Raw genomic sequence first — 25245 nt, 5'->3', positions numbered from 1 at the left:
TCAGGTTGAGGCAGGCAAATGGCTATGACAGTCCATTGCGATATCGTCAGCGCGGAAGGAGAGATTTTCTCCGGTCTGGTCGAGATGGTGATTGCACACGGTAACCTGGGTGATATCGGTATTGCTCCAGGTCACGCACCGTTGATCACCGATTTGAAGCCAGGTCCGATCCGCCTGATCAAGCAGGGTGGCGAAGCCGAGGTGTTTTACATCTCCGGTGGTTTCCTTGAGGTTCAACCGAACATGGTCAAAGTGCTTGCCGATACCGTGCAACGCGCTGCCGATCTGGACGAAGCCTCAGCTCAGGAAGCCGTAAAGGCTGCCGAGCGTGCTCTGAATGAAAAAGGCGCAGATTTCGATTACGGATCTGCTGCTGCACGTCTGGCGGAGGCCGCAGCTCAGCTGCGCACCGTTCAGCAAATTCGCAAGAAGTTCGGCGGCTAACCCCGGCGACTCGTTGCGCGATTGAGTAAAAGGGTAGCCTCGGCTACCCTTTTTCTTTTTCGGCTTTATCGCCTGAATCATCAGCCCGGCTAATGTGGCTGCTCGTCTGGAATCCTTTCATGTCTCTCGATATCGTCATTCTCGCCGCGGGTCAGGGCACTCGCATGCGTTCCGCTCTGCCCAAGGTGTTGCATCCTGTAGCCGGTAACTCGATGCTTGGCCATGTTATCCACAGCGCACGCCAGCTTTCTCCCGAAGGCATTCACGTCGTCATCGGCCATGGCGCAGAGCGGGTCCGAGAGCAACTGGCGGGCGATGATCTGAATTTCGTGCTTCAAGAGAAACAATTGGGCACTGGCCACGCCGTCGCTCAAGCGTTGCCCGCGCTGAAGGCTGGGACGGTGCTCATTCTTTATGGCGACGTCCCGCTCATACAGGTAGAGACCCTGCACCGCCTCCTTGCGCTGGTAAATGATCAGCAGTTGGGTCTGCTGACGGTCACGCTGGAAGACCCGACCGGTTATGGCCGCATCGTCCGTGACGCGCAGCATCGCGTCAGCGCTATCGTCGAGCACAAGGATGCAACCGAAGCGCAGAAGACTATCAACGAAGGTAACACCGGAATCCTCGCGGTACCGGGCAAGCGCCTCGCCGACTGGCTGGGTCGTCTCTCCAATGAAAACGCCCAGGGTGAGTATTACCTCACTGACGTGATTGCCATGGCTGTAAACGATGGCTTGGAGGTCGCCACCGCACAGCCCGACGATGCCATGGAAGTGCAGGGCGCCAATGACCGTAAACAACTTGCCGAACTCGAGCGTCATTACCAGCAGCGCGAAGCACGCCGACTCATGGCATTGGGCGTCACGCTGCGCGACCCGGCGCGCTTCGACGTTCGTGGTGACGTCACTGTTGGCCGCGACGTGATGATCGACGTCAACGTCATCCTCGAAGGGCGAGTCGTCATCGAAGACGACGTCTTGATCGGGCCGAATTGCGTGATCAAGGACAGCACCTTGCGCAAGGGCGCAGTCATCAAGGCGAATAGTCACCTCGAAGGCGCGATTGTGGGCGAAGGCGCGGATGCAGGGCCTTTCGCTCGTCTGCGCCCGGGCAGTGTCCTCGACGCTCGCGCTCATGTGGGTAACTTCGTTGAACTTAAGAATGCTCATCTGGGCGAGGGCGCCAAGGCAGGTCATCTGACCTACCTGGGTGACGCAGTCATCGGCGCGCGCACCAACATTGGCGCTGGCACCATTACCTGCAACTACGATGGTGCCAACAAGCACAAGACGGTGATGGGCGAAGACGTCTTCATCGGCTCGAACAACTCGCTGGTCGCCCCTGTGCATATCGCGTCGGGCGCTAGCACTGCCGCGGGTTCTACCATCAATCAGGATGTACCGGCTGAACAGCTTGCGGTCGCCCGAGCGCGTCAACGCAACATCGAAGGATGGAAGCGACCGGTGAAAATCAAGAAAGACTAAGTTATCCACAGTGCCGTCGGCTGTTTGCAAAACAGGCAGCCGATGCCGGCCTCTGAGCGGCAACCGTTCGAAAAAATCCTCTGTTCTTCTCACCGACACTCATTTCCCCCTTGACGTATATCTTTCGATGAGCTTTCATTGCGTTCGTTAACTTTCGAAACGAAACTTAAACCAGTCATGTCGAAACGTAATACGCCTCAACGCCGCCACAACATTCTTTCTCTGCTCAATGAGCAGGGCGAGGTAAGCGTGGACGAGTTGGCCAAGCGCTTTGAGACTTCCGAAGTGACGGTCCGTAAGGATCTGGCTGCGCTTGAAAGCAATGGGCTGCTGCTTCGTCGTTACGGCGGCGCCATCCCCATGCCCCAGGAATTGATTGGCGAGCCCGGCCAGCCCGTTTCCAGGTTCAAGCAGGCCATCGCCCGCGCTGCTGTTGCCCGCATCCGGGAACATGCACGGATCATCATCGACAGCGGCAGCACAACGGCTGCGATGATTCCGGAGCTGGGCTTGCAGCCGGGCCTTGTGGTGATGACAAATTCCCTGCATGTCGCCAACGCGCTGGGTGAACTGGAGCACGAACCGGTCCTGCTCATGACGGGCGGGACGTGGGACCCGCATTCAGAATCGTTTCAGGGCCAGGTAGCGGAGCAGGTGCTGCGTTCCTACGACTTCGATCAGCTGTTCATCGGCGCCGACGGCATTGATCTGACCCGCGGTACAACCACATTCAACGAACTGCTCGGCCTCAGCCGGGTGATGGCCGAAGTCGCCCGGGAAGTGATCGTGATGGTCGAGGCCGACAAGGTCGGTCGCAAGATTCCCAATCTGGAGCTGCCTTGGAGCAGTGTCCATACCCTCATTACCGATGACCGCCTGCCTCAAGAGGCACGCGAACAAATTCAGGCTCGCGGCGTAACCTTGATTTGCGCTGCTGTTTCCTAGGAGAAGACCATGTGTGGAATTGTCGGCGCTGTCGCTGAACGGAATATCACTGCCATCCTGCTGGAGGGTCTCAAGCGCCTGGAATACCGGGGCTACGACAGCGCCGGCGTGGCGTTATTCAACAACGCCGGCGTGCTTGAGCGTCGCCGTCGAGTCGGCAAGGTGAACGAACTGGAGCGGGCACTCGCCGGCGAACCGGTCACAGGCCGCCTGGGTATTGCCCACACTCGTTGGGCCACACACGGTGCACCGTTGGAACGCAACGCCCACCCGCATTTCTCCAGCGAGCAACTGGCGGTGGTGCACAACGGCATCATCGAAAACCATGAGCCGCTTCGCGAGCGCTTGAAGGGTCTGGGTTACGTGTTCACGTCTGACACGGACACCGAGGTCATCGTCCACCTGCTGCACCACAAACTGCAGGACACGCCCGATCTGGCTGCAGCTCTGAAGGCAACGGTCAAGGAACTGCACGGCGCGTATGGCCTTGCGGTCATCAGCGCACACCAACCGGATCGCCTGATTGCTGCTCGCAGTGGCAGCCCGCTGGTTGTGGGTCTGGGCCTTGGGGAAAACTTCCTCGCCTCCGATCAACTGGCGTTGCGTCAGGTCACCGACCGCTTCATGTACCTGGAAGAGGGCGACATTGCCGAGATCCGTCGCGACAGCGTGCAGATCTGGGACGCATCCGGCCTGCCTGTCGAACGTGAGATCGTTCAGTACCACGAGGGTGCAGAAGCAGCGGACAAAGGCGAGTACCGCCACTTCATGCTCAAGGAAATCCACGAGCAGCCCAAAGTCGTGCAGCGCACCCTGGAAGGACGCCTCGGTCAGCAGCAGGTTTTGGTGCAGGCATTTGGACCGCAAGCGGCGGAGCTGTTCGCCAAAGTACGCAACGTGCAGATCGTCGCCTGCGGCACCAGCTATCACGCCGGCATGGTCGCGCGTTACTGGCTCGAAGGCTTGGCCGGCATTCCCTGCCAGGTCGAAGTCGCCAGTGAATTCCGCTATCGCAAAGTCGTGGTCCAGCCGGACACGCTGTTCGTTTCGATCTCCCAGTCCGGCGAGACAGCCGACACCTTGGCCGCGCTGCGCAATGCCAAGGAACTGGGTTTCCTTGCCAGCCTGGCGATCTGCAACGTAGGCATCAGTTCGCTGGTGCGTGAATCCGATCTGACCCTGCTCACTCAAGCCGGCCCGGAAATCGGTGTCGCGTCGACCAAGGCGTTCACCACGCAGCTGGTCGCACTGATGCTCCTGACGCTGTCACTGGGGCAGGTCAAGGGCACGCTGGGCGCTGGCGTGGAAGCAGAACTGGTTGAAGAGTTGCGCCGCCTGCCGACCCGCCTGGGTGAAGCGCTGGCCATGGACACGACCGTGGAGAAAATTGCCGAACTGTTCGCCGAGAAGAATCACACCCTGTTCCTGGGTCGTGGCGCGCAATTCCCGGTGGCGATGGAAGGGGCGTTGAAGCTCAAGGAGATCTCCTACATTCACGCCGAAGCCTATCCGGCCGGAGAACTGAAACACGGCCCGTTGGCACTGGTGGACAGTGACATGCCTGTTGTCACGGTCGCACCAAACAACGAGCTGTTGGAGAAGCTGAAATCCAACCTGCAGGAAGTGCGCGCACGGGGTGGCGAGCTGATCGTCTTCGCTGACGAACAGGCTGGACTGGTGAACGGGGAGGGCACTCATGTGGTTTCCATGCCCCATATCCTCGATGCACTGACGCCGATTCTCTACACCATCCCGCTGCAACTGCTTTCGTATTACGTGGCAGTGCTGAAGGGTACGGATGTGGATCAGCCGCGTAATTTGGCGAAGTCTGTGACGGTGGAATAAGTTATCCACAGTGCGTTGGCCAATCTCGCCACTGTCCCAGCGAATCGGGGAATCGAAGCCCTCGATGCGTTAAGCCTAAAGCTCACTCCGGTGAGCTTTAGGCCATTTAAAGCGCAGTTAAGTGCGCGTTAACCTGCCGGTGAGATAAGCACAGATCTCAGGGCGTTATCGACTTTCTGAATTAGCGCGGCAATTTGATAATTGGGATCCACTTCACAAAGACCGCGCGAACTTTTCTGCATTCCTCATCACTAAGCAATCTCGGGCACCGGCTGATGGCTAATTAACAGCATCTCGGCGAGCCTCGCCGACCTGCTACTAAACGCTTGCCGCTCGTCGGACTACCAGTCTCGTAACAGGCTGCAACTCTTTCTCGGTGCCTTATTTTATTGCCCATCAAGGGTTTGCAGATTTTTCAGGCGCGAATGCCCACCTGATCCAACGCTTTGGATCAACGGGATTCGATGGTAATTTGCCGCCCCTTGATTTTTCGACGGATCGAACATGCCCTTCTCATTGCCACGGATTCGGTTGTTGCTTTGCACTTTTCTGCTCACGTATGTGAGCCTGAACAGCGCCACCGCCGCCCCAACGCCCGGCGATCAGGACCTGATCCGCGACCGGCAGAACCGCTTGCTCGAAGAGCAGAGTCGCCGCCTGCAGGAGCTTCAGGACTTGCCCGGCAAGCAGACCAAGCCCGAGGCCCCGGCCACGCCGGCCGATAACCGCTGCTTCCCGATTCAGGACATCGATCTCAAGGGTGCCGACAGCCTGTCCGCCGCCGACCGCACGCGTCTGCTCAAACCCTACATCGGCCAATGCCTGGGCGTAACGCAGCTTAATGAGCTGCTCAAGGTCATCACCGACTACTACATCGACAAGGGCCGCGTCACCAGCCGTGCCTACTTGCCGCAACAAGACCTCTCCAGCGGTCACCTGCAGGTGCTGGTGGTCGAAGGCAAACTCGAAGCGTTGAAAGCCGCCGAGGGCAGCACTGTGACGGACCGCGAACTGGCCATGGCCTTTCCCGGCAAGGTCGGCGAGGCGCTCAACCTGCGCGAGATCGAGCAACTCGTGGACCAGCTCAACCGATTGCCCTCCAGGCAGGCGCAGATGCGACTGACCCCGGGCCAGCAGATCGGCGGCAGTGAAGTGGTGGTCAACAACGTCCCGCAAAAACCTTGGCGCGCCAGCCTGTCGCGCAATAACGACGGCCAGGAAAGCACCGGTGAACAGCAATGGGACGCGGGCCTGGAATGGGACAGTCCGCTGGGTCTGAGCGACCAATTGATACTGCGCAGCGGCCACGACGCTGTCAGCGACCACCACAAAACCTCGAAAAACAACATGCTGTATTACAACGTGCCGTGGGGCTGGTGGAACTTCAGCTACACGTACAGCGAAAGCGACTATCGCACCTACGGCGAGACCGACAGCAGCAAATTCAAGCTCAATGGCGACAACGAGAACCACCAACTGCGCGCCGAGCGGGTGATCCATCGCGACGACGTGAGCAAGACCTCGGTGAACGTTGGCCTGGCCCATCTGCGTACCAACAACTACGTCCTCGACGTGCGCACGGAGCCGAGCAGTAACCGCCTCAGCGAACTCCAGCTCGGCCTCAACCACGGTCGGCGCATCGGCAATGCGTTCGTCAACCTTGACCTCGGCATGCAGAATGGCATCGGCTTGCTCGATGCCCAGTCTGAAGAAGAACGCGATGAGTTCGGCAACCGACAGGCCAATTCGCGCTACCGCAAATACACCGCCACCGTCAGTTATCTGCAGCCGTTCACGCTGTGGGGCGAGTCGTTCAGCTTTTCCAGCCTGGCCACCGGTCAGCGCAGTGAAGACATTCTCTTCAGCCCGCAGCGCATTAGCCTGGGTGGCTCGGCCTCGGTACGCGGTCTCAAGGACCAGCAACTGACCGGCGACAGCGGCGGTTACTGGCGCAACGAAGTGCGCTGGGCACGCCCGGTAACGCTGGATTGGATGCGCCCGGCCTTTGCCGAGTACGGCACCAGCATCGGCTACGACCAGGGCGTGATCAGCAACGACCGCTACAACGGCGACGTACATGGTCGCGTGTCCAGTAATTCTCTGGAGCTATTCGCTCGGGGCAAGTACGTCAGCACCAGCGTGACCTTTGCCCATTCTTTAGAAAGACCGGGAGTGGTGACCGAGCGCGAAGCGCCGATCTACTTCCGCATGGATTTCTTCCTGTAATTCAACGCCCCGTTACATCGAGAATCTGACAATGGACGTTCGCCAATTTGCCTTCCTCGCCCGCCAACCTTCTGCTGCGCTGAAGCCGCGGGACTCGTTCTTTAGTCTGCCCAAGCGCGGCGTGGTGCTGATCCTGATCAACGCGCTGTTCTGGCAGCCGCTGCTGGCCCAAGCCGAAGGCATCGTGGTCAGTGCGCCGGGCACCACCGTAGGCCAGGCGGGCAACGGCATGCCCGTGGTGAACATCGCCACGCCAAACGGCAGCGGCCTGTCCCATAACAAGTTCCAGGACTACAACGTCGGCGCCAACGGCGTGATCCTCAACAACGCCACCGGCACGGTGGCCAACACCCAGTTGGGCGGCTACATCGTCGGCAACCCCAACCTCAAGGGCGGCGCGGCCAACGTTATCCTCAACGAAGTCACCGGCAGCAACCCCAGCCAATTGCGCGGCTACACCGAAGTGGCGGGGCAGTCGGCCAAAGTCATCGTTGCCAACCCTTACGGCGTCACCTGCAGCGGCTGCGGCTTCATCAACACACCGAACGTCACGCTCACCACCGGCAAGCCGGTGCTCGACGCAAACGGCCAACTGAAAAGCTATCAGGTTGACGGTGGCGCCGTGACCATCGACGGTGAAGGCTTGAACGCCAGCAACGTCGACCGCTTCGACATCATCACCCGCTCGGCCAAGATCAACGCGCAGATCAATGCGCGCGAACTGAATGTGATCGCCGGTCGCAACGATGTGGACGCCCAAAGCCTGACAGCCACACCCCGCGCCGACGACGGCAGCACCAAGCCCGAGCTGGCGATTGACTCGTCGGCTCTGGGCGGTATGTATGCTGGCGCAATCAAGCTGGTGGGCACCGAAGCGGGTGTGGGCGTGAAGCTCGACGGCACGCTGGCGGCCAGTGGCGGTGATATTCAACTGGACGCCAATGGGCGCCTGAGCATGGCCCAGGCGGCGGCCACCGGTAACGTCAGGGTTACGGCGCAGAGCGTTAATCTGGCTGACAAGGTTTACGCCACCGGCAACGTGAACGTCACCAGCGCTCAAGCCCTGGTCAACCAGAAGAGCGTGGCCGCCGGCCAACGCATTGAACTCAACGCGGCCAGCGTGACTAACGCCGGCATCATCGAAGCGGGCGTGGCAACGGACAACAGCCGCAACGCCACCGGCGACCTGGTGGTGAACGCGCAAACCGTCAACACCAGTGGCGACCTGCTGGCCAGCCGCGCCTTGGCGATCACCGCCGCGCAGGCGCTGACCAACCAGGGCAGCATCGTCCAGGCCAAAACCGTCAGCGTCAATACGAGCAACCTGACCAATCAGGGCGCCACCGCACGCATCTTCGGCGAGCAAAACCTGGCAATAAATGCACCGGCCATTGCCAACCTGGGCGGCTTGATTCGCTTCGGTGAAGGCCAGGCCGCGACGCTCAACACTGCCTCTCTGGATAACCGCCAGGGCCGCATTGAAATGGCCGGCGGCAGCCTGGTGCTCAGTAGCGCTGCCGTGAACAACAGTGGCGGGCAAATCGTCGCCAACGACCTGACGGTCAACGCGGCCAGCCTCAACAATCAGAACGGCGTGCTGGTCGCCGGTGCGCTGACGGTGAACGCCAGCGACCTCGACAACAGCCAAAAGGGTCTGATCCAGGCCGATAACGGCGCGTTGAACCTCTCCGTTGCCAATGCCTTCAATAACAGCCAGGGTTTTGCCCAGGCCGGCACCGACCTGAATCTCAACGCAGGCAGCGTTAGCAGCAACGCCAATGGCGTACTTAGCGCCAATACCGGCAAGTTGACCTTGGTGACCGCCCAGCAGCTCGATAACGCTCAGGGCCGCTTGCAAGCCGGGCAGGGCAACGTGGAGCTGCACGCCGCGAAACTGAACAACCAGAGCGGCGTGATCGTCGGCAAGCAGATTTTGCTCGATGCCAGTGGCGGTGACATCGACAACCGCGCCGGGCGTGTGTTGGGAGATCAACTCGATGTGCGCGCCTCAGGCCTAGACAACCGCGACGCTGGCCTGCTGGCCGGTGGTGCGCAAGGGGTGAGCCTGCTGCTCAAAGGACCGGGCCAATTGCTCAACGCCCAAGGCCGTATTCAAAGCGAAGGCCTGTTGCAGCTGCGCGGCGAGCGCCTCGACAACAGTGCGGGGATCCTGCTCGGCCAGTCGGTCGAAGTAACTGCGCCGACCTTTACCAACAGCAATAAAGGTGCACTGGTCAGCGACGGCGGCGACATCACCTTCAACGTCAGCGACCTGCTGACCAACGCTGGCGGCACCCTTGATGCGGGTGAGCGCAGCATTCTGGTCAAGGCCCTCACTACTCTCGATAACAGCGGCGGCACTTTACGCGGCAAGCGCGTGGACATCACCGCCCAGCACCTGAACAACGAGGGCGGCCAACTGCTGGCTGGCGATCAAGGCCTGAGCTATAGCGGCAGCGATGTGTCCAATCGTAAAGGCCTGATCCTCAGCGGAGGCGCGCACACCCAGCTGGACACCGGCAGCCTGAACAACAGCGGTGGCACCGTGCAGGGCGATACCCTGACCGTCACCGCCAACACGGCTGACAACGGCAACGGCGGCCTGATGGCAAGCTTGCTCGGCAACTTGCAACTGACCGTCGAAGCCTTGGCCAATCGCGGCGGCAAGCTGTTCGCCAAAGAACAGGTCACCGTCAGCGGCGCCAGCCTCGACAACAGCGCAGATGGCCAGATCAGCGGCAACCTGATCAACCTGACTTCACGCGACACGCTCACCAACAACGGCGGCCTGATCGAGGCTAACCAGGGTCTGACCTTCACCGGCGGCAACCTCGACAATAGCGCCGGCGGGCAACTGCGTGCTCTGGGCGGTGCCAGTAGCACCCTCAACCTCGGCGGCGCACTCAACAACCAGAACGGCACCCTTGAATTCGGCAGCACGGCTTTCAACCTCGATGCTGCCAGCCTGAACAACACTTCTGGTCTGTTGCAGCATGCGGGCTTGGGCGCGTTCCACATCAATACCGCCAGCCTCACCGGTAGCCAAGGCACTATCAACGGTATGGGCAGCGCCGATTGGGCATTCGGCTCCGTCGATGGCCTGGGGAGCGTGCAACTAAACGAAGTCCTCACCTATAAAAGCACCCAAGGCCTGACCCTGAAGGCGGGCGACCGCATGGCGAGCGGCAAGGGTTTGATCCTCGACGTAGCCAGCCTGGACAATGGCGGGGAACTGCTCAGCGACGGTGACTTGAGCATCACTACCACCGGCGACATGACCAACAGTGGCCGGGTGTCGGCCCTGCAAACACTGAGTGTGGCGGCGAATAACCTCAGCCAGAACGGCGGGCGTCTCGCAGGCGTCAATACCCAGGTCAAGCTGGGCGGGACTCTGGACAACCTCGGTTTCCTCACTGCGCGTCAGCAGCTGGACATCGCAGCGGCGCAGATCAATAACCGGGGCACCCTCGGCGCTCAAGGCGCGGTTAACCTCACGGCCGTCAACGGTATCAACAACGCGGCAGACACGCTGTTGTTCAGCGGTGGCGACATGACGCTGCGCGGTAATGGTTTCAGCAACCTGTATGGCGACGTTTACAGCAAGGGCGACTTGAGTTTTGCAACGGCGGATGGCGGCAAGGCGGCGCTGTTCAGCAATCGCTCTGGCACCGTGGAAAGCGAAGGCTCCATCGGCATCAATGCAGGCTTTATCGAAAACGCCAAAGACGAATTCGAACTCGGGCAGACGTTGACCACTGGCAGCCTGAGTTGGATCTGTTACCAGCACTGCGGCGAGAAAGACAGCTGGGAACGTGGCGAGATCACCATCTACGAGACGTACCTTGAGGCGGCGACCAAGGATTCGGTAGCGGCGCGCCTGGTGGCTGGCAAAAACATGCTGGTGCAAGGCGACAATGTGCAGAACCGCTACAGCCTGATGGCAGCCAACGGCGACCTGAGTATCACCGTCGGTGACCTGCTGAACCAGGGCGCCGCGACGCGCACGGGGAGCGCAAGATTGTCGTCAGCACGCCAGGTCACGTTTCCGACGATTTGTTTGAACGCATGCAATATGTCGACGTTCCAGCGTTCAATGCGGCCACGGCGGCTGGGCATTTCGACAAGGCGCGCTTCGAGGAACTGAAAAACCGCTCACCCGATAGCCGGCCTTTCGCCCACTCAAGCGACGTCACCACCTGGACCGACAACGGTGGCCCAGGCTACGCCGCCACGATGCAAGCCGGCGGCACTGTCAACCTCAACGTCGCGCGCACCCTGCAAAACGGCACGCTGCACAACAACACCCTGGCGCAGTTGACCGGCACCCTGGGCGACGACCAGACCGGCATCCCCGTCGGCGGCATCAACATCAACCTGAGCAAACACGCCAACGACCCGAGCGCCCAAGCCGCCGGTAGCGTGTTACCGGTTGCCAGCGTCGCCCCCGGCGGCGGCTTCGTACCCGTGGACTACACCGGCACACCGTTCGCGCCGGTCGACCCCACCACCGCGCCGAACTTCCAGACGCCCAAGGGCGAGTACGGCCTGTTCGTCAAAAACCCCGACCCCACCAGCCATTACCTGATCGAAACCAACCCGGAATTTGCCACCACCGCGGGCTTCTTCAGCTCCGACTACATGCTCGGCAAACTCGGGTTAACCGATGACAACGCCTGGCGCCGGCTGGGAGATGGCCAATACGAGAGCCGCCTGATCCGCGACGCCGTCCTCGCGCAAACCGGCCAACGCTTCCTCGCCGGTGGCCTCTACAGCGACGCCGACCAGTTCCGCTACCTGATGGACAACGCCCTCGCCAGCAAAGACGCCTTGCGCCTGAGCCTCGGCGTAACGCTCACCAGCCAGCAAGTCGGCGCCCTGACCCACGACATCGTGTGGATGGAAAACCGCGTAGTCGACGGCCAGACCGTCCTCGTGCCGGTGCTCTACCTGGCCCAGGCCGAATCACGCAACGTACGCGGCAACAGCCTGATCCAGGGCCGCGACCTCAACCTGGTCACCGGCGGCGACCTGATCAACGTCGGCACCCTGCGCGCCAGCAACAACCTCACCGCCGTCAGCAGCGGCAGCATTTACACCGGCGGCCTGATGGAAGCCGGCAATAACCTGAGCCTGCTGGCCCAGGACAGCATCCGCAACGCCATGGCCGGCGAAATTCGCGGCAACCAAGTCAGCCTTGCCGCCCTCAAGGGCGACATCACCAACGACAACACCGCGATCCAGGTACGTGACGGCGCCGGCATGCGCACCCTAACCGACACCAGCGCCAGCACCATCGTCGCCCGCGAAAACCTCGCCATCGACGCCGGCCGCGACCTCACCAACCGAGGCGCACTCACCGCGGGCAAAGACGCCAACCTGACCGCCGGCCGCGACCTCAACCTGATCGCCGCCAGCGACACCCGCGTCAAGCACGAGAGCCGCGACGGCGGCGAGAAATCCAGCATCACCACCGACGTCAAAAACCTCGCCGCCAGCGTCACGGCGGGCGGCAACCTCAACATGAAGGCCGGGCAGGACGTCAACATCATCGGCAGCACGGCCACGGCCGGCAAAGACCTGATCGTTGAGGCTGGGCGCGACTTCAATGTGGCGTCGGTCAGCGACATGCACAACGTCGAGGGCAAGGAAAAACACGGCAAAAAACGCATCAAGACCTCGGATGACCAGACTACCCAAGTGGCGAGCGTGTTGACGGCAGGCGGGGACTTTGTAAGCCAGGCCGGGCGCGATACGACGGTAGTGGCGAGCAAGATCAGTGCGGGGAATGAGGCTTATCTGTATAGCGGGGGTAAGTTGAGTTTGCTGGCGGCTGAGAACAGCACGCACACCCTCTACGATATGAAGAAAGACAGCGGCTGGGGCTCCAAAAAGACCCAGCGCGATGAGGTAACCCGCGTTACCAATGTAGGCACTGAAATCAAAAACGGCGGCGACCTGATACTCGAGAGTGGAGGCGACCAGACCTATCAACTCGCCAAGCTCCAAAGTGGTAAGGACATTACGCTGGACAGCGCTGGTGCTATCACCTTCGAGGCGGTCAAGGACCTGCATCAAGAGAGCCATGAGAAGAGCAATAACAATGCGTTCTGGGTCTCCTCCAAAGGTAAAGGAAACACCGACGAGACCGTCCGCCAGAGCCAATTGATTGCCCAGGGCCGGACCGTGATCCAAGCCGTGAACGGGCTGAAGATCGATGTTAAACAAGTCAATCAGCAAACCGTCAGCCAGACCATCGACACCATGGTCAAGGCCGATCCGCAGTTGGCGTGGATCAAGGATGCCGAGAAGCGCGGTGATGTGGATTGGAGGCAGGTCAAGGAGATCCACGAAAGCTTCAAATACAGCAACTCAGGCTTGGGGCCGGCGTCGCAAATCATTATCGCCATCGTCATGGCAGCGGTAGTAGGCCCCATGGCAATGGGGGCGGTAGGTGCGTCTACCGGCGCGGCGGTTACTGCCGGAACAATGGGCGCCAACACAGCGGCGTTCCTGACCGCAGGAGCGGGTGCTGTGGCCGCAGGCGCCGCGACTAATGCGACTGTGAGTGTGATCAACAACCGTGGGGACCTGGGAGCGGTATTCAAGGACGTGACATCGTCCGATGCTCTGAAGGGGTATGCCATCTCGGGTGTAACCGCTGGCCTGACCGCTGCGTATTTTGATGATTTGACCGGCACTCATACCGATATAAACACCGGAAAGATTACGGGTCCTAATCTTTCCACATGGGAAGGCGTTGGCCAGTTTGCGGGTAATCAGGTTCTGCAAAACGGAACGTCAACCCTGCTAAGCAATGCGCTGGGTGAAGGCGGTAGCGGCAGTGATGCACTGAAAACCGCACTGTTCAACACCTTGGCAGCGGCCAGCTTTAACGCCGTAGGGGACTACACCTACGGCAAAATCTCGGATGGCACACCGCCCAAGGTCATCATTCACGCCATGGTGGGCGGCCTGCTGTCAGAAGCGACGGGTGGAGATTTCAGAACGGGCGCACTGGCGGCCGGGGTCAATGAAGCTCTGGTTGGGTATCTGAACGAGTTGGTCAAAGGCGATCAAAATCTGTTGAACATGAGTTCTCAGATCGTCGGCGTGGTAGCAGCAGCCGCACAAGGCGACGCGGATGCGAAATCACTCGAGAAGGGCAGCTGGATCGCCCAGAACGCAACGCAGTACAACAAGGGTCTTCATCAACCCGCTGCGATGGAGCTTGAAAAAGCGCGCAACGAGAATCCGGATCGAGCGGTGAGACTTGATGCGGCTGCCTGTGCCCTGGCTCATTGCAGCGCTTCCGTACCTACCACCGACAAACACTATGATGAGCTACAGGCGCTTGAAGCAGCAGGCGCGGGCTACACCCGTGAACTGGCCGAACTGAAGGCGACAGGTCAGTTCGACTACGGCTACATGGACAGTGCCGACGACTTCATCGCCCGGCATGATGAGGCGGCAACCCGGACCGGCGCTCTTGTCAGCACCGGTGTGAATACCTTCATCGGCGGAAGTTCGTCACTGGGCGCCGCTGCAACACTGCCGGGATGTGTGTCTATTTTTGGTTGCGCGGTTCCCGCCGGTCTTGGCGGCGTGGCGGCATGGTCGTTCACCAGCGCAGCCGAGTCTGCAAGCGCTATCACCGGGCCGTATGTGTCAACCGAGGGACAGCGGGTCCTCAGCTCTCTCAATCCCGCAAACAACACGCCAGACAACAGTGCGCTGACGGCGTTGGCCAGAAATGCCGCTGAGTCGGTGGCCGAGGCGATTATTTTGCGGGGGACTGGTAAGCTTTTGTTGAAGGCTTACGGGGAAGGTCCAAAAGGCAAAACCGCATTAAATGAACCAAGCTCTCGGCCTGTTGCGGAAAATGGCGGTGCGCCGTCAACACAAACTGAAACTTATTTCAGGGTTGAATCAGGTGGCTCAGGATTCCAGACTAGTCAAAATCGAATTACTGTGAAATCTGATGGGACGGTATCGATTGACTCTGGATGCAGTGGTCAGTTATGTGTCAGTACAAATGGCCCCAGCCATGCTGCTTATTATCTGTCTAATAAAAGGCCTGACGGTAACGTAGTTGTTTTTGAGGTTGATCAATCGTTGCACCAGAAAATTATGTCCGAAGCTATTGATCAACGACCTTTGCCCGGTCAGATAAGGAACCCTAACGCCCCCAAGATTGTGGATCCAAATCAAGGGAAGCCAAGTGTTTCACTAGAACTCCCGAAAGTATGGGATTCCTTGCTTGAGAAACACTCATCAAATGCACGAGTATTGACGCAGGAGGAGTTTTTTCATGAGTTTGGACGCTAAGCTTAGCTCATTAGAAAGTGAGCTGTTTGAAGGGCGAAAATCAATTGCCCTGTTTGTTTTGAAAGAGCAGCATTATTACGTTGTGGATGATAAGTCCAATTACTGTATCGATGTCCGGCCGGATTATTTGTCGTATATTGAAACAGGCCGGCTAAAACAGGAAGATTATGATAAAGCTCTTGGGCTCTTTCGGGGTGGAATCTCAGTCCTAGGAGCTCATAATTTTTATCAGTACATCGATAGTGCCGAAGCAGAAGTGATAAGTTTTACCATGATGCGCGATTTCTTTTTCAAAGGCTTAACCTTGGAAAGTGCCAAGAGTTTTTATAAGGATGTAGAGCGGTTCTTGTCTTATGGTGGAGAAATGGATTTGCGAAAATGGAATTTTTGCGTATGAAATTGCCGAGCTTTTACGTAAATTTCGACCGTGGGATTTACCGACATACCGACTATGGTCGGTTGCATGAGGAATTGGCGTTGCCAAAAACACAGTGGAATGCTCGTTGTAGTAGCGATTTTGGATTGCTCATCCCTGACGATGTTCAATACTGGATCCTAGATAGAATGAATTTTTTAAGCTTTATGGCGGTTGAAATATTGAAGTGGAAAGGGTTCGGTTTTATTTAATTAAAGTGTTTGCGTTCTAAATAAATCTGTCTCGCTTTCTCATTCGTTCTGAGGTTGATTTGATAGAACAATTTCGGCAGGTGGAAAAAAGCAACAGCGGGTTCTGTGGAAAAGCAAGCGACGCCTAGTTTTTTCAATCAATTCCCAGATCACCCAACGGGTATTCCAATGCTAATCTCAGATACAAAGTTGACCCAGGCGCAAGGAGATATAACTATATCGTTCTTCAGGATGGTTAGTTAATGATCGGGCGAAAATTTAATGATGTAGGTGGTGGTCACATTTATCTAGCGAATGGCAAACCCGTTGTTGCTGCGGGAGAAGTGAAGATTTTGAACGGCGAAGTTAAATATATTTATACTATATCAGGGCACTATGAGCCCTCTGGTCGGGCTGCTCCAGCCGCAGCAGAAAATGCCTTTTCTCCAAAAGGGCTTGAAGTGGGGGATATGTAAAAAAATTTGGGTGCCAGATCCTAGCAATTCAAGAAAAGGTGCCTGGGTGCCGAAATGAATGACGTCATTAAAGAGTTTGATGAGCTTTGCGATATAGCTATAGCCGCTTTTGGTGAAGAGCTAGACATTTCCTACGAGATGTCCTTGTTAAATATTTTGGAGTTTGTAAAAAAGCATCGTTGCTATAAAGAAGATTTTAGAGATAAGTTTAAATTGATTTTAATGTCTGGAGACTCGCCATTTGAAGTTGTGGCATTTTGTATGCGTGAGCTTCAGTGGTCCGAAATTAAAGAGTTTGTAACTTCAAATATGAATCCTTCCGAGGAGCCTCGTAGCGAGGCCCTGCGAAGCACGTTAACCGCATATGACGAACTTTGGTCTGATGCGGATTTTTACAGCTACTATGACGTCAATTAATTGGTTCGAAAGCAACAGGTGGTGCAGCAGAGTTAACGTTTGGCAAGGCTACCTTGTCAGCACCGGTGTGAACACCTCCATCGGCGGGGGTTCGTCACTGGGCGCCGCTGCAACACTACCGGGATGTGTTTCTGTTTTTGGTTGCGCGGTTCCCGCCGGTCTTGGCGGCGTGGTCGTTCACTAGCGCAGCCGATTCTGCAAGCGCTATCACCGGGCCGTATTTGTCAACCGAGGGACAGCGGGTCCTCAGCTCTCTCAATCCCGCAAACAACACGCCAGACAACAGTGCGTTGACGGCGTTGGCCAGAAATGCCGCTGAGTCGGTGCCGAGGCGATTGTTCTGCGGGGGACTGGTAAGCTTTTGCTGAAGGCTTACGGCGAAGGTGCAGAAAGCCTCGGAAGTAAGGTTGATGACTTACTGCCAAACCTCAATACTCGGGTACTTACCGAGACTGAGGCAAGAGCCTTGGGTGGTGAAAATAAAGGTCTGATTTATGTCGCGGAAGGCCCAAAAGGAAAGCCTGCGGCATAGGACTTTCAGGCGGGTACTAGTGGCGCGTTTACTGATTTAGCGACAGGTAAAGGAGGGGTGCCGGCGCTGCGCTATACCAACCCCAATGAAAAAGGCGTTAATTTCATTAAGTTTGACGGAATTGAGACGGCGGTTGATGGTTCGTCTGTTATGTTAATTGATGCAAAGACAAAGCTGGCCATCTGGAGCCCTTCAACGCAAAAGTCGGTTTTGGATACTTTGCAGCGTGTGAAATCTGCCGTGGATCAGAATCCCGGATATAAAGTTGTATATGAGTTTCCGAATCAAAAAGTTGAGGCTCAGGCCAAGGCTTTCATTCGGTCCTATGGTTTCGATAGCATTGTTAGTACTAGGACAAGAACCCCAAGAGTGCAGCAGATATAGAACTATGGCTTTATGCGTGCCCTGATAAAAGTCTATCTATAAATCAGCGACATGCTGAAGTCATGGATAGGATGTCTCGTGTCGGTGCTCCATTAGGATTTGCGGGTCTTGAGATTCCGGCTACCCCAAGCTGTGGCGACGGGTTAGGTGCTACCTATGCGGTTAAACTTCCCGTCAGAGGGCTCCGGTGCGTGGGGGACTATGCATATCGGGGTGATCGATACGTATATGAAGATAAGGCCTCCTATGACGAACACTTGCGGTTTGGATTCAAAATTTCAAACAAGGCCATTGATTATAAGCTTGTTGTGAGTGAACACTTGCCAAAGGTGATTGAGGCGTTCAAGGGATATAGGGCTCATGTATCCTACGATCTGTATGGTCTGTATTATCAAGGAGGGTTAAATGATGATAATGCGGTTTATAATCGGTTGCGTGAGGATAAAACTATAGATATTGATGGCCGAAACAATATTTATACGCTATATCCTGCCCAGTTCTGGAATGCAGCCCTCTGTCAGCGTGCTCTAGGCTATGGCCCTGATGAAGTAGTTGCACGATTGAAAGGCAAGTGTCCTATGGCGATACGGCTGATGGGGGGCGTCTATTTAATTCTCAACGATGATCCGAACATGTCCTATGAAAATTTTGTACAAATGAACGAACAGATCAAGCCGATCTTGGGGCTGGTCTAGTGAGCATATATGAAGGAAAGGGCTGTGTCTCAACTTAGGGCTTGTGAAATGGTGCAAAAGCTACTGTGTCTAAAAAAGCCAATGCGCTAGTGTGCTGACTGCCTCAGAGGCAGTCACGCTAGTTGAAAGGAACGTTTTGGAGACGAGTCTGGAAGTAATAAATCAAGCCGAGCCAGAAGTCCTTGCAAAGGTTAATAACGGACGCAGCCCATATTCTGAGTTAAACGGCGCAGTTGGGGATGCTCGCGGCTGGAGTCAGGCTATTGAATCGGGGCAAACCCCGATTTCCGGACCTGGGAAAGCGTCACTCCCAGGTGCTGATTACATAACGTATGATCCCTCATCGCGATCTGTGATCGTCTGGAATGCCAAGTATGGTGCTCTTGGTGGAAGCTGTCCATTTTCCTTGCCAATTCAAAGTCACAGGCTTGGCAAGCAGAAATCATAAATTCTGTTAAAAATTCTCAGATCGTCGGCGTGGCAGCAGCAGCCGCACAAGGCGACGCGGACGCGAAATCACTCGAGAAGGGCCGCTGGATTGCCCAGAACGCAACGCAGTACAACAAGTTGGATGTTGATGGTGCGGGCTGCTTTCTTAGGGCAATAATGCGTTGGTGCAAAAGGAACTGCCGCTGTTGTAACTTCGAATTCCATGAGCTTTTAGCGACAGCGACGACTGAGCACACGGTCGGTGCGATGGTCGATACGCTCAAAGCAAAATGGAATCTGAGCGACGCGCAAGCGAAAGACATTACCGACGGTCTCAAAGTTGCGCTTGCGGTGGGGCTGGGTACTGCCGCCGGAGCGTTGGCGTACAAACGCGCCATTGCGGCCAGTAAGAGAGAGTCCCCAGCATCTTCAAGACCGGATGTCCTGCCGCCGAAAAACGGCAAAAATGTTTGGGATCTTGAACCGCGCGCCCGAGGCAGGCAAATTGAGACAACGCTTACAGATACGGACTACAAAGACTGGGCCCGAACGGACAACCTCATCAATCCCAAGACCGGGCAAGGTACTGTTATTCTTGAGGTTCCTCCACAAAATAAAGCTTTTCCCAAAAGCCATCTTGGACTCTGCCAATAAGGCAGGGCACATACCAGTAGATTTTTAAATATGAAAAGCTCTGCTTATTACTCTTCACTGCCAGACTCAATGACGGTTAATGAGGTTGAATCTGAGTTTCGACAGCTATTATGTGCGCTAGAAAACCAAAGGGTGAATAGTGCGTGTTTTATTAAGGCATTAATGGAGCTAGGTGAAAGGCAATGGCATACCTATAGTGTCTTAAATTTGTGTGTGAGGACCCGGATTGAGGAATATCTGCTATCCGTCTGGGATGGCAAGGATTTAGAGCTGGTTGAAAATTTCATTGGTATTATGGTTAGGTTGGGGCTCGAGCGACTCAACATGTTTCTGAGGTCTTTGGTTGAAAGAGATGTGCCGCCAGAAGTGTTTAATGAGATTTCACTTGCCATTTCTGAGTTGGGCGACTCGTTGTCGGATCCATATAGCGGTATGCATTAAGGGGTCAGCCCACGTTTTTGCGCGCGTTAGAGTTCAGCCGAGCTGCGCTTTAAAAATATGATTACTTTCTTGATTGCTCTAGTTTATTGGCCTATTGATGCGCGGCTAAGTATGCTCTGTTCCAGTCAGGGGGGCTTACGGTTCGTCATCTGCGATTTTTATCGCCGGGTATGCCGTTGCATTTTATTTGGGGCGCAATCAGTCTGCGTGCCTCTATTAAAATATAGACTATATTTTAAATTTATACACTAACCGCGCTTCCTGAATTGTATGGATGGTGAGCTTAAATTTCTACTGTTGCGCAGGGGATGGGGCAGCGCTAGGTTCAATATCAATCAAACATTTCGACGAACGGAAGTTGTGGTAAGGGCGCTTCCGTTAATGTCGGGGTCAGCTAGGAGCTATGTTTTAGCTTGCTGTACGTATATCGAAATGAATCCGGTTAGAGCGGCTATGGTTGCTTATTCGGGCGACTATCGCTCGACCAGATATAGGATAAATATAGCTCGGTGCGGGAGGGACCTTACCTGGCATGAAGCTGAAGATATGCGAACCTGCAGTTGGTGCCCTCGTTGCTACACACGGGCAAGGTGGGTTCGATGGATTTTGGTGTAAAGTACGGTCATCTGGGCGGGGTCGCTGAGAGAGCTTTGTTGGAGGCGCTTAAGAGATGACAGGTATAGCTGATAGAGATTTTGGTGAGCTGAATTTTGACGGGGTTTGGACAGGGTTATTTGAATTATTGATTTTTGGAAGCGTGCGTAAGGTGGAACTTGTCATTCAGGTTTTTGATGAGGATTCTATATCTGAAGTTCAAAGACTTGCATTCCGAGAATTTGATCTAAATAAAAATTCTGTTTCTATGGCTGTAGAAAAGGCGGTATTTAGCTATTACTTTCGTAGGGTTAAAGAGTACCGAGAGGGCTTTGATGCTGATGAGGTAACTATCAAAGCGCCCAAGGTTCACGCAGTTGATGATATGCGGGATTTGGTTTCTTTGAGGTGCATTAAGGTGATGTCTCCTTTTGACTCGGGATCGCGTCAAATTGGTTTTATTTTTGACGCGACCTTTGACCCTCAGCTTGGTTTAGGTGTTCTAGTTACGAACGGCTCTGTTGAGACAGTAGATACGCAGGATTTCTTGCTGGGCTGACGTTCTAACGTCCCCAAAATGCACTGGGAAATATATTTCTAATAATCATGATCCCTATGCGGACTAGGATATGGATATGTCTATCATTCGGAATGGTATTGTTACCACAGGCGAATATTCTGGCTGGGAAATTACTGTTGCGAACGACCGTGATGGCGATACTGGCGGCTATTATCTTTACTTGAAGAAAAGTGATATTGAAAGTTTTGACTATTGGTTTGAGCATGAGGCAGGGCTTCAGGCTCAGTTAGTTGATTTTGAGGTTGAGTGGATAGTTAGTGAGCTTAATGAGCACGGCTTTTAATTTGCCTTCGCTCACCCTGCCTACATCCTTGCTGAAGTCAACTGCATCCCTTCTGCACCCACCCTGACGACCTACGGTCTATGAGGCTCAAGGTTTCCCTCGCCGCGTCGATAGCTTCTCAAGTCAATGAGAGCGGCCCCCATGTTCAATACCCGGTTAAAAGACAAAATCCAGCAATTGGAAAAACGGCTGGGGGCTCTTGAGCAGGTCAAGGCAACGCTGGATCTCGAAACCGTATCCGTCACGTTGGATGCGGGAGGCGTCATCCTGGAGGTGAATGCTCTGTTTGAGAAAGAGTTGGGTTTCACCCAGGCTGAATTGTCCGGTCGTGCCCTGCGTGAATTCAGTCCTTCTGAACTGAGCGGTGATGTACATCAGCGTCGGGCTCTTGATGCAGTTGCCCAGGGCAAGCATTACAGCGGCACGTTGCGCCTGTGCAGCCGTGAAGGTCGACACGTCTGGCTACGGGCGATGGTCATACCCTTCGCAGGTGACAGCGGGCGAGTCGAACGAATCGTTTTGTATTCAAGCGTGCTGACGAGGACCATCGAAGCCTCCAGAGAGAATGAAGCGCTGGTGGGCGCTCTGATGCGCTCCACGGCCGTTATCGAGTTTTCTCTGGATGGGTTAGTGCTGACAGCCAATCAGAATTTTCTGGACGCTATGGGCTATACGCTTCCCCAAATCCTGGGCAAGCACCACCGAATCTTTTGCGCGCCATCCGACGCTCAGTCAGAAGAATATGATCAGTTTTGGCAGACCCTGCGACACGGATCGTATGTCGCCGGCAGGTTTTGCCGGGTGGATAAATTCGGCAACGAGGTATGGCTGGAGGCTTCCTACAATCCGATCGTGGATGCCAACGGCAAGCTGTACAAGATTGCCAAATTAGCCACCGTTATCACCGACCAGGTCACCCGCGAGCGCGCTGTCTCCGAAGCAGCAGGCATGGCCCACGGCACGTCGGTTCGAACCAATGCCAGCGCCCAGCAAGGCCGCGAAGTCATTCAGAACACCGTCACGACCCTCAATACACTGTCGGCGTTGATGGAAGATGCTGCCCATGGCATTGAAGCACTGGATGCCCAGAGCCAGGAAATCGGCACTATTGTCAAAACCATCGGCAGCATCGCGGACCAGACCAACCTGTTGGCCTTGAACGCAGCGATCGAAGCCGCACGTGCCGGGGAACAGGGCCGGGGTTTTGCCGTAGTCGCCGACGAGGTCAGAAACCTGGCGCTTCGAACCACTAAAGCGACGGCGGAAATCTTCGAGGTCGTGAAAAACAACCAGGTTCTGGCGTCCAGCGCCGTGACCATGATCGGTAAAAGCAGGCAGCAGGCCGGCGCGGCGCTGGATCTGGCCAGTGAGGCGGACGAGGTGATCAAGGATATTCAACAAGGTGCCAACAGTGTTGTGGTTGCCGTTGAGCAGTTCTCGGGTCAAGCCGGGCAGTAATGGTTGCTGCAATGCTTCACGTCTGCACCTCTCAGTGACCCCAAGGTAAAGCGTGATCCAGGTGATCTTTATTCTCGATGTTCTCAAGCAATCCATCAACGATCTGCATAAGGTCGACCGGCCCAGGCTTGAAGATGAGTGTGACGCGCTATTCAGCCGGATCGAGCAGGCACGAACAGAAGGGACTGTGACTGGCGAACAGGCTACACAGCTGTTCTATGATGTCCGGAACGAACGTTCACGGTGCTTCCGCAGTGGAAGCCAGCGGCGCATGGGCAATCCCGGAGCTGGCCTCCCATCGCGGGACTCAATTGGCATGAGCCCCATGATTAATTGAAAGATGTTTTCAAAGGCTTGTCCGAACTGAATCAAGCCACCTGGCCCGCGCTTTCAATCTCCCGCGCTTGCCCCTTCGCGGTCTTGCCCGCCTGCTGCACGGCCCATTTCATGAACTCCGCTATCGCCCATTCTTCCCGCCGTTCTTTCGCGCAATACACGAAATAGTCGAACTTGAGCTCCGCCGTGGCATTGGTGACCTGCACCAGCCGTTTGCTTTGCAGAGCCTCGGAAGCGAAGACGCTGTTGACCAGTGCGATGCCTTGGCCGGCACAAGCCGCACTTATCAACAGGGACTCGTCGCCATAACTGGAACCCTGAATCATTTTGCGATTGCTCATGCCGAACGCGTTCATCCAGACCTTCCAGTAGTTGCGCTCGGTGTCCTGCAGGAGCGGGAACGTCAGACAATCCTGCGGGCTCTCGATATTGCGCTGGGTGCTGAGCAGGTGCGGGCTGCACACGGGGATCAGGTAGGACGACCACAGGTGCGTCGCGTGGTTGTCGCAACAGGCCGCCGTCTCACGCTGTATGCAGATATCCACATGGCCGTGCTTGAGCTCCGAAAGACCGTTACAGATCTGAATCGATATCTCGACGTAGGGGCAGCGCTCCTTGAAGCTGCTCAGTGCCGGGATCAGCCAGGAGCTGGCAATCGTAGAGGTCGTGCTGATCACCAGGCGCGTCTGACGTGGCGCCTTGAGTGCGGCGCGCGACCAGGCTTTTTCGATGACGTCAAAGGTGCCGGCGAGCTCGTCATACAGGCTGCGTCCGCAAGGGGTGAGCTGGATGCCTTTGGCGTCTCGCTCGAAGAGGCGCCTGCCGATCTGGTCCTCCAGCCCTTTGATCTGCTGGCTGATGGCGGCCGGCGACACACACAGCTGATCCGCTGCACGTTTCATGCTGCCGGCCTTGCACACCTCAACGAACGTGCGGAGGGATATCAACGGGATCGCTCTGCTCATCCTGCATACCTCGCCGTGAGAGTGCTGTCAGTGAGCCAAGTGACGGAAAAGTGTCTTTGAGTTGCCATCGGATGAATCCCCAAAGCGTTCTTATCACCCGACGCTGGATATTTCAGGCACAGCCGGGCCCGGCCGGGTGTTTACCCGGCGCCGATATCAAGTGTGGGTAACGTTGCTGTCAGGTTGTGGCGGCGCGGTCTTGAGGAACAGGTGCCGGCTTCGGCTTGCTTTGGCTCAATACGAACCAGACGGCCAGGCAGATGAGGCCGCCGCCGTAAAGGTGTCCGGCGGAAACCTTTTCACCCAGGAACATCACCCCCACAGGACGCCGAAGGGCGGGATCAGGAAGGTCACGGTCAGCGAACGGACCGGGCCGATATCGGCGATCAGGCGGAAGTACAGAATGTAAGCGCAGGCCGTGCACACGAAACCAACGGCTGCCAGTGATAGCCATACGGTTGAGTCGCCCCAGGTGGCTGGCGGGTTGACGGTCGCGGAGACGGCGAAGAAGGGCAGCAGGAACAGCGTCGCGCCAATCTGGCTGCCGAACGCCACGAGCTTGGCATCCAGTCCTCCCCGATCGCCGATCCACTGACGGGTCAGGAAGCCTGCGGCGCCGTAGCAACTGGTCGCCACTAGGCAAGCGAGTGCGCCCATGACCACCGATGTGGTGAACGTCACCGGGCCTGTGGTGGTGAGTAAGGTTATGCCCAGCAAACCAAGAAATACGCCTATGGCTTTCTTGGGCGTCAGTGAATCACTGAAAAACACAGAACCTATTAATACGCCCATCAATGGAGTGGTCGCATTCAAGATGGCGGAATAACCTGCGGGCAATAACAGGGCCGCCATGCTGTACATCAAAAACGGAATGCCTGAGTTGATGATGCCAAGGATCAAGGTGGATTTGAACTTGCCGTTGAACTCATGCCGGGTTCTTAAAATGGCCAGAATCACCATCAAGCCAATAGCGCCGAGCAACACGCGAAAGAAAGCGGTCGGCAATGCGCCCAGTACCGGTGCAGCAACGCGCATGAACAGAAAACTGGCTCCCCAGATGGCGGCCAGAACAATGAGTCGAACGTAGTCGGAGACTTTCATTGCGCTTCCTTTCTTGATCCGT

The 25245-nt window shown here is 56.3% G+C and carries 17 protein-coding genes and 2 pseudogenes; 17 read left to right on the top strand and 2 right to left on the bottom strand.

Translation table 11 applies throughout. The features are described from left to right. Positions 1–18 precede the first annotated feature (18 nt). The 17 genes and pseudogenes from JN403_RS04515 to JN403_RS04435 all read left to right on the top strand — a co-directional run bounded on the left by JN403_RS04515 (position 19) and on the right by JN403_RS04435 (position 23158). Positions 19–444, top strand: a complete 426-nt coding sequence (locus tag JN403_RS04515) for a F0F1 ATP synthase subunit epsilon (protein WP_037016911.1) — start codon at positions 19–21, stop codon at positions 442–444. A 119-nt stretch (positions 445–563) separates the two neighbouring features. Continuing rightward, complete coding sequence (gene glmU, locus JN403_RS04510) at positions 564–1931, top strand: bifunctional UDP-N-acetylglucosamine diphosphorylase/glucosamine-1-phosphate N-acetyltransferase GlmU (protein ID WP_205485616.1); 1368 nt, start codon at positions 564–566, stop codon at positions 1929–1931. A gap of 177 nt (positions 1932–2108) precedes the next feature. Continuing rightward, complete coding sequence (locus JN403_RS04505) at positions 2109–2876, top strand: DeoR family transcriptional regulator (protein ID WP_172610189.1); 768 nt, start codon at positions 2109–2111, stop codon at positions 2874–2876. Positions 2877–2885: 9 nt separating this feature from the next. Beyond that, entirely contained in the window at positions 2886–4721 is a 1836-nt protein-coding gene (gene glmS / locus JN403_RS04500) for a glutamine--fructose-6-phosphate transaminase (isomerizing) (RefSeq protein WP_205485614.1), read from the top strand. Positions 4722–5225: 504 nt separating this feature from the next. Then, on the top strand, positions 5226–6947 hold the full coding sequence (locus JN403_RS04495) for a ShlB/FhaC/HecB family hemolysin secretion/activation protein (RefSeq protein WP_205485612.1): 1722 nt from the start codon (positions 5226–5228) through the stop codon (positions 6945–6947). A 31-nt stretch (positions 6948–6978) separates the two neighbouring features. Next, positions 6979–15272: pseudogene (locus JN403_RS04490) on the top strand (DUF637 domain-containing protein). Further along, positions 15256–15669 (top strand): hypothetical protein, encoded by a 414-nt coding sequence (locus JN403_RS04485; RefSeq protein ID WP_240356813.1) that lies wholly within the window; start codon positions 15256–15258, stop codon positions 15667–15669. Before JN403_RS04490 ends, JN403_RS04485 begins: the two are co-directional and overlap by 17 nt. A gap of 472 nt (positions 15670–16141) precedes the next feature. Then, complete coding sequence (locus tag JN403_RS04480; RefSeq protein WP_205485610.1) at positions 16142–16354, top strand: hypothetical protein; 213 nt, start codon at positions 16142–16144, stop codon at positions 16352–16354. A 54-nt stretch (positions 16355–16408) separates the two neighbouring features. Next, positions 16409–16771 (top strand): hypothetical protein, encoded by a 363-nt coding sequence (locus tag JN403_RS04475; protein WP_205485608.1) that lies wholly within the window; start codon positions 16409–16411, stop codon positions 16769–16771. Positions 16772–17360: 589 nt separating this feature from the next. Next, on the top strand, positions 17361–17687 hold the full coding sequence (locus JN403_RS04470; protein WP_205485606.1) for a hypothetical protein: 327 nt from the start codon (positions 17361–17363) through the stop codon (positions 17685–17687). A gap of 71 nt (positions 17688–17758) precedes the next feature. Then, positions 17759–18382, top strand: coding sequence for a hypothetical protein (locus JN403_RS04465; RefSeq protein WP_205485603.1), 624 nt, complete (start codon positions 17759–17761; stop codon positions 18380–18382). A 477-nt stretch (positions 18383–18859) separates the two neighbouring features. Beyond that, entirely contained in the window at positions 18860–19465 is a 606-nt protein-coding gene (locus JN403_RS04460) for a hypothetical protein (RefSeq protein ID WP_205485594.1), read from the top strand. Positions 19466–19495: 30 nt separating this feature from the next. Continuing rightward, on the top strand, positions 19496–19906 hold the full coding sequence (locus JN403_RS04455; RefSeq protein WP_205485592.1) for a hypothetical protein: 411 nt from the start codon (positions 19496–19498) through the stop codon (positions 19904–19906). A gap of 670 nt (positions 19907–20576) precedes the next feature. Further along, positions 20577–21059: a hypothetical protein gene (locus tag JN403_RS04450; protein ID WP_205485590.1), complete on the top strand. Its 483-nt coding sequence runs from the start codon at positions 20577–20579 to the stop codon at positions 21057–21059. Positions 21060–21129: 70 nt separating this feature from the next. Further along, on the top strand, positions 21130–21363 hold the full coding sequence (locus tag JN403_RS04445) for a hypothetical protein (protein ID WP_205485588.1): 234 nt from the start codon (positions 21130–21132) through the stop codon (positions 21361–21363). Positions 21364–21504: 141 nt separating this feature from the next. Beyond that, on the top strand, positions 21505–22821 hold the full coding sequence (locus JN403_RS04440) for a PAS domain-containing methyl-accepting chemotaxis protein (RefSeq protein WP_205485586.1): 1317 nt from the start codon (positions 21505–21507) through the stop codon (positions 22819–22821). 52 nt (positions 22822–22873) lie between these two features. Continuing rightward, positions 22874–23158: a hypothetical protein gene (locus JN403_RS04435; RefSeq protein ID WP_205485578.1), complete on the top strand. Its 285-nt coding sequence runs from the start codon at positions 22874–22876 to the stop codon at positions 23156–23158. A gap of 31 nt (positions 23159–23189) precedes the next feature. Here JN403_RS04435 and JN403_RS04430 read toward each other — a convergent pair whose 3' ends face one another. Then, positions 23190–24122 (bottom strand): LysR substrate-binding domain-containing protein, encoded by a 933-nt coding sequence (locus JN403_RS04430; protein WP_205485576.1) that lies wholly within the window; start codon positions 24120–24122, stop codon positions 23190–23192. Positions 24123–24300: 178 nt separating this feature from the next. Continuing rightward, a pseudogene (locus JN403_RS04425) lies at positions 24301–25223 on the bottom strand (DMT family transporter). Between the last annotated feature and the right edge of the window lie 22 nt (positions 25224–25245).

Source organism: Pseudomonas sp. 15A4 (assembly GCF_016925575.1).
Taxonomy (GTDB): domain Bacteria; phylum Pseudomonadota; class Gammaproteobacteria; order Pseudomonadales; family Pseudomonadaceae; genus Aquipseudomonas.
The sequence above is the reverse complement of the archived record's forward strand: the minus strand, read 5'-3'. Positions and strand labels throughout refer to the sequence as shown.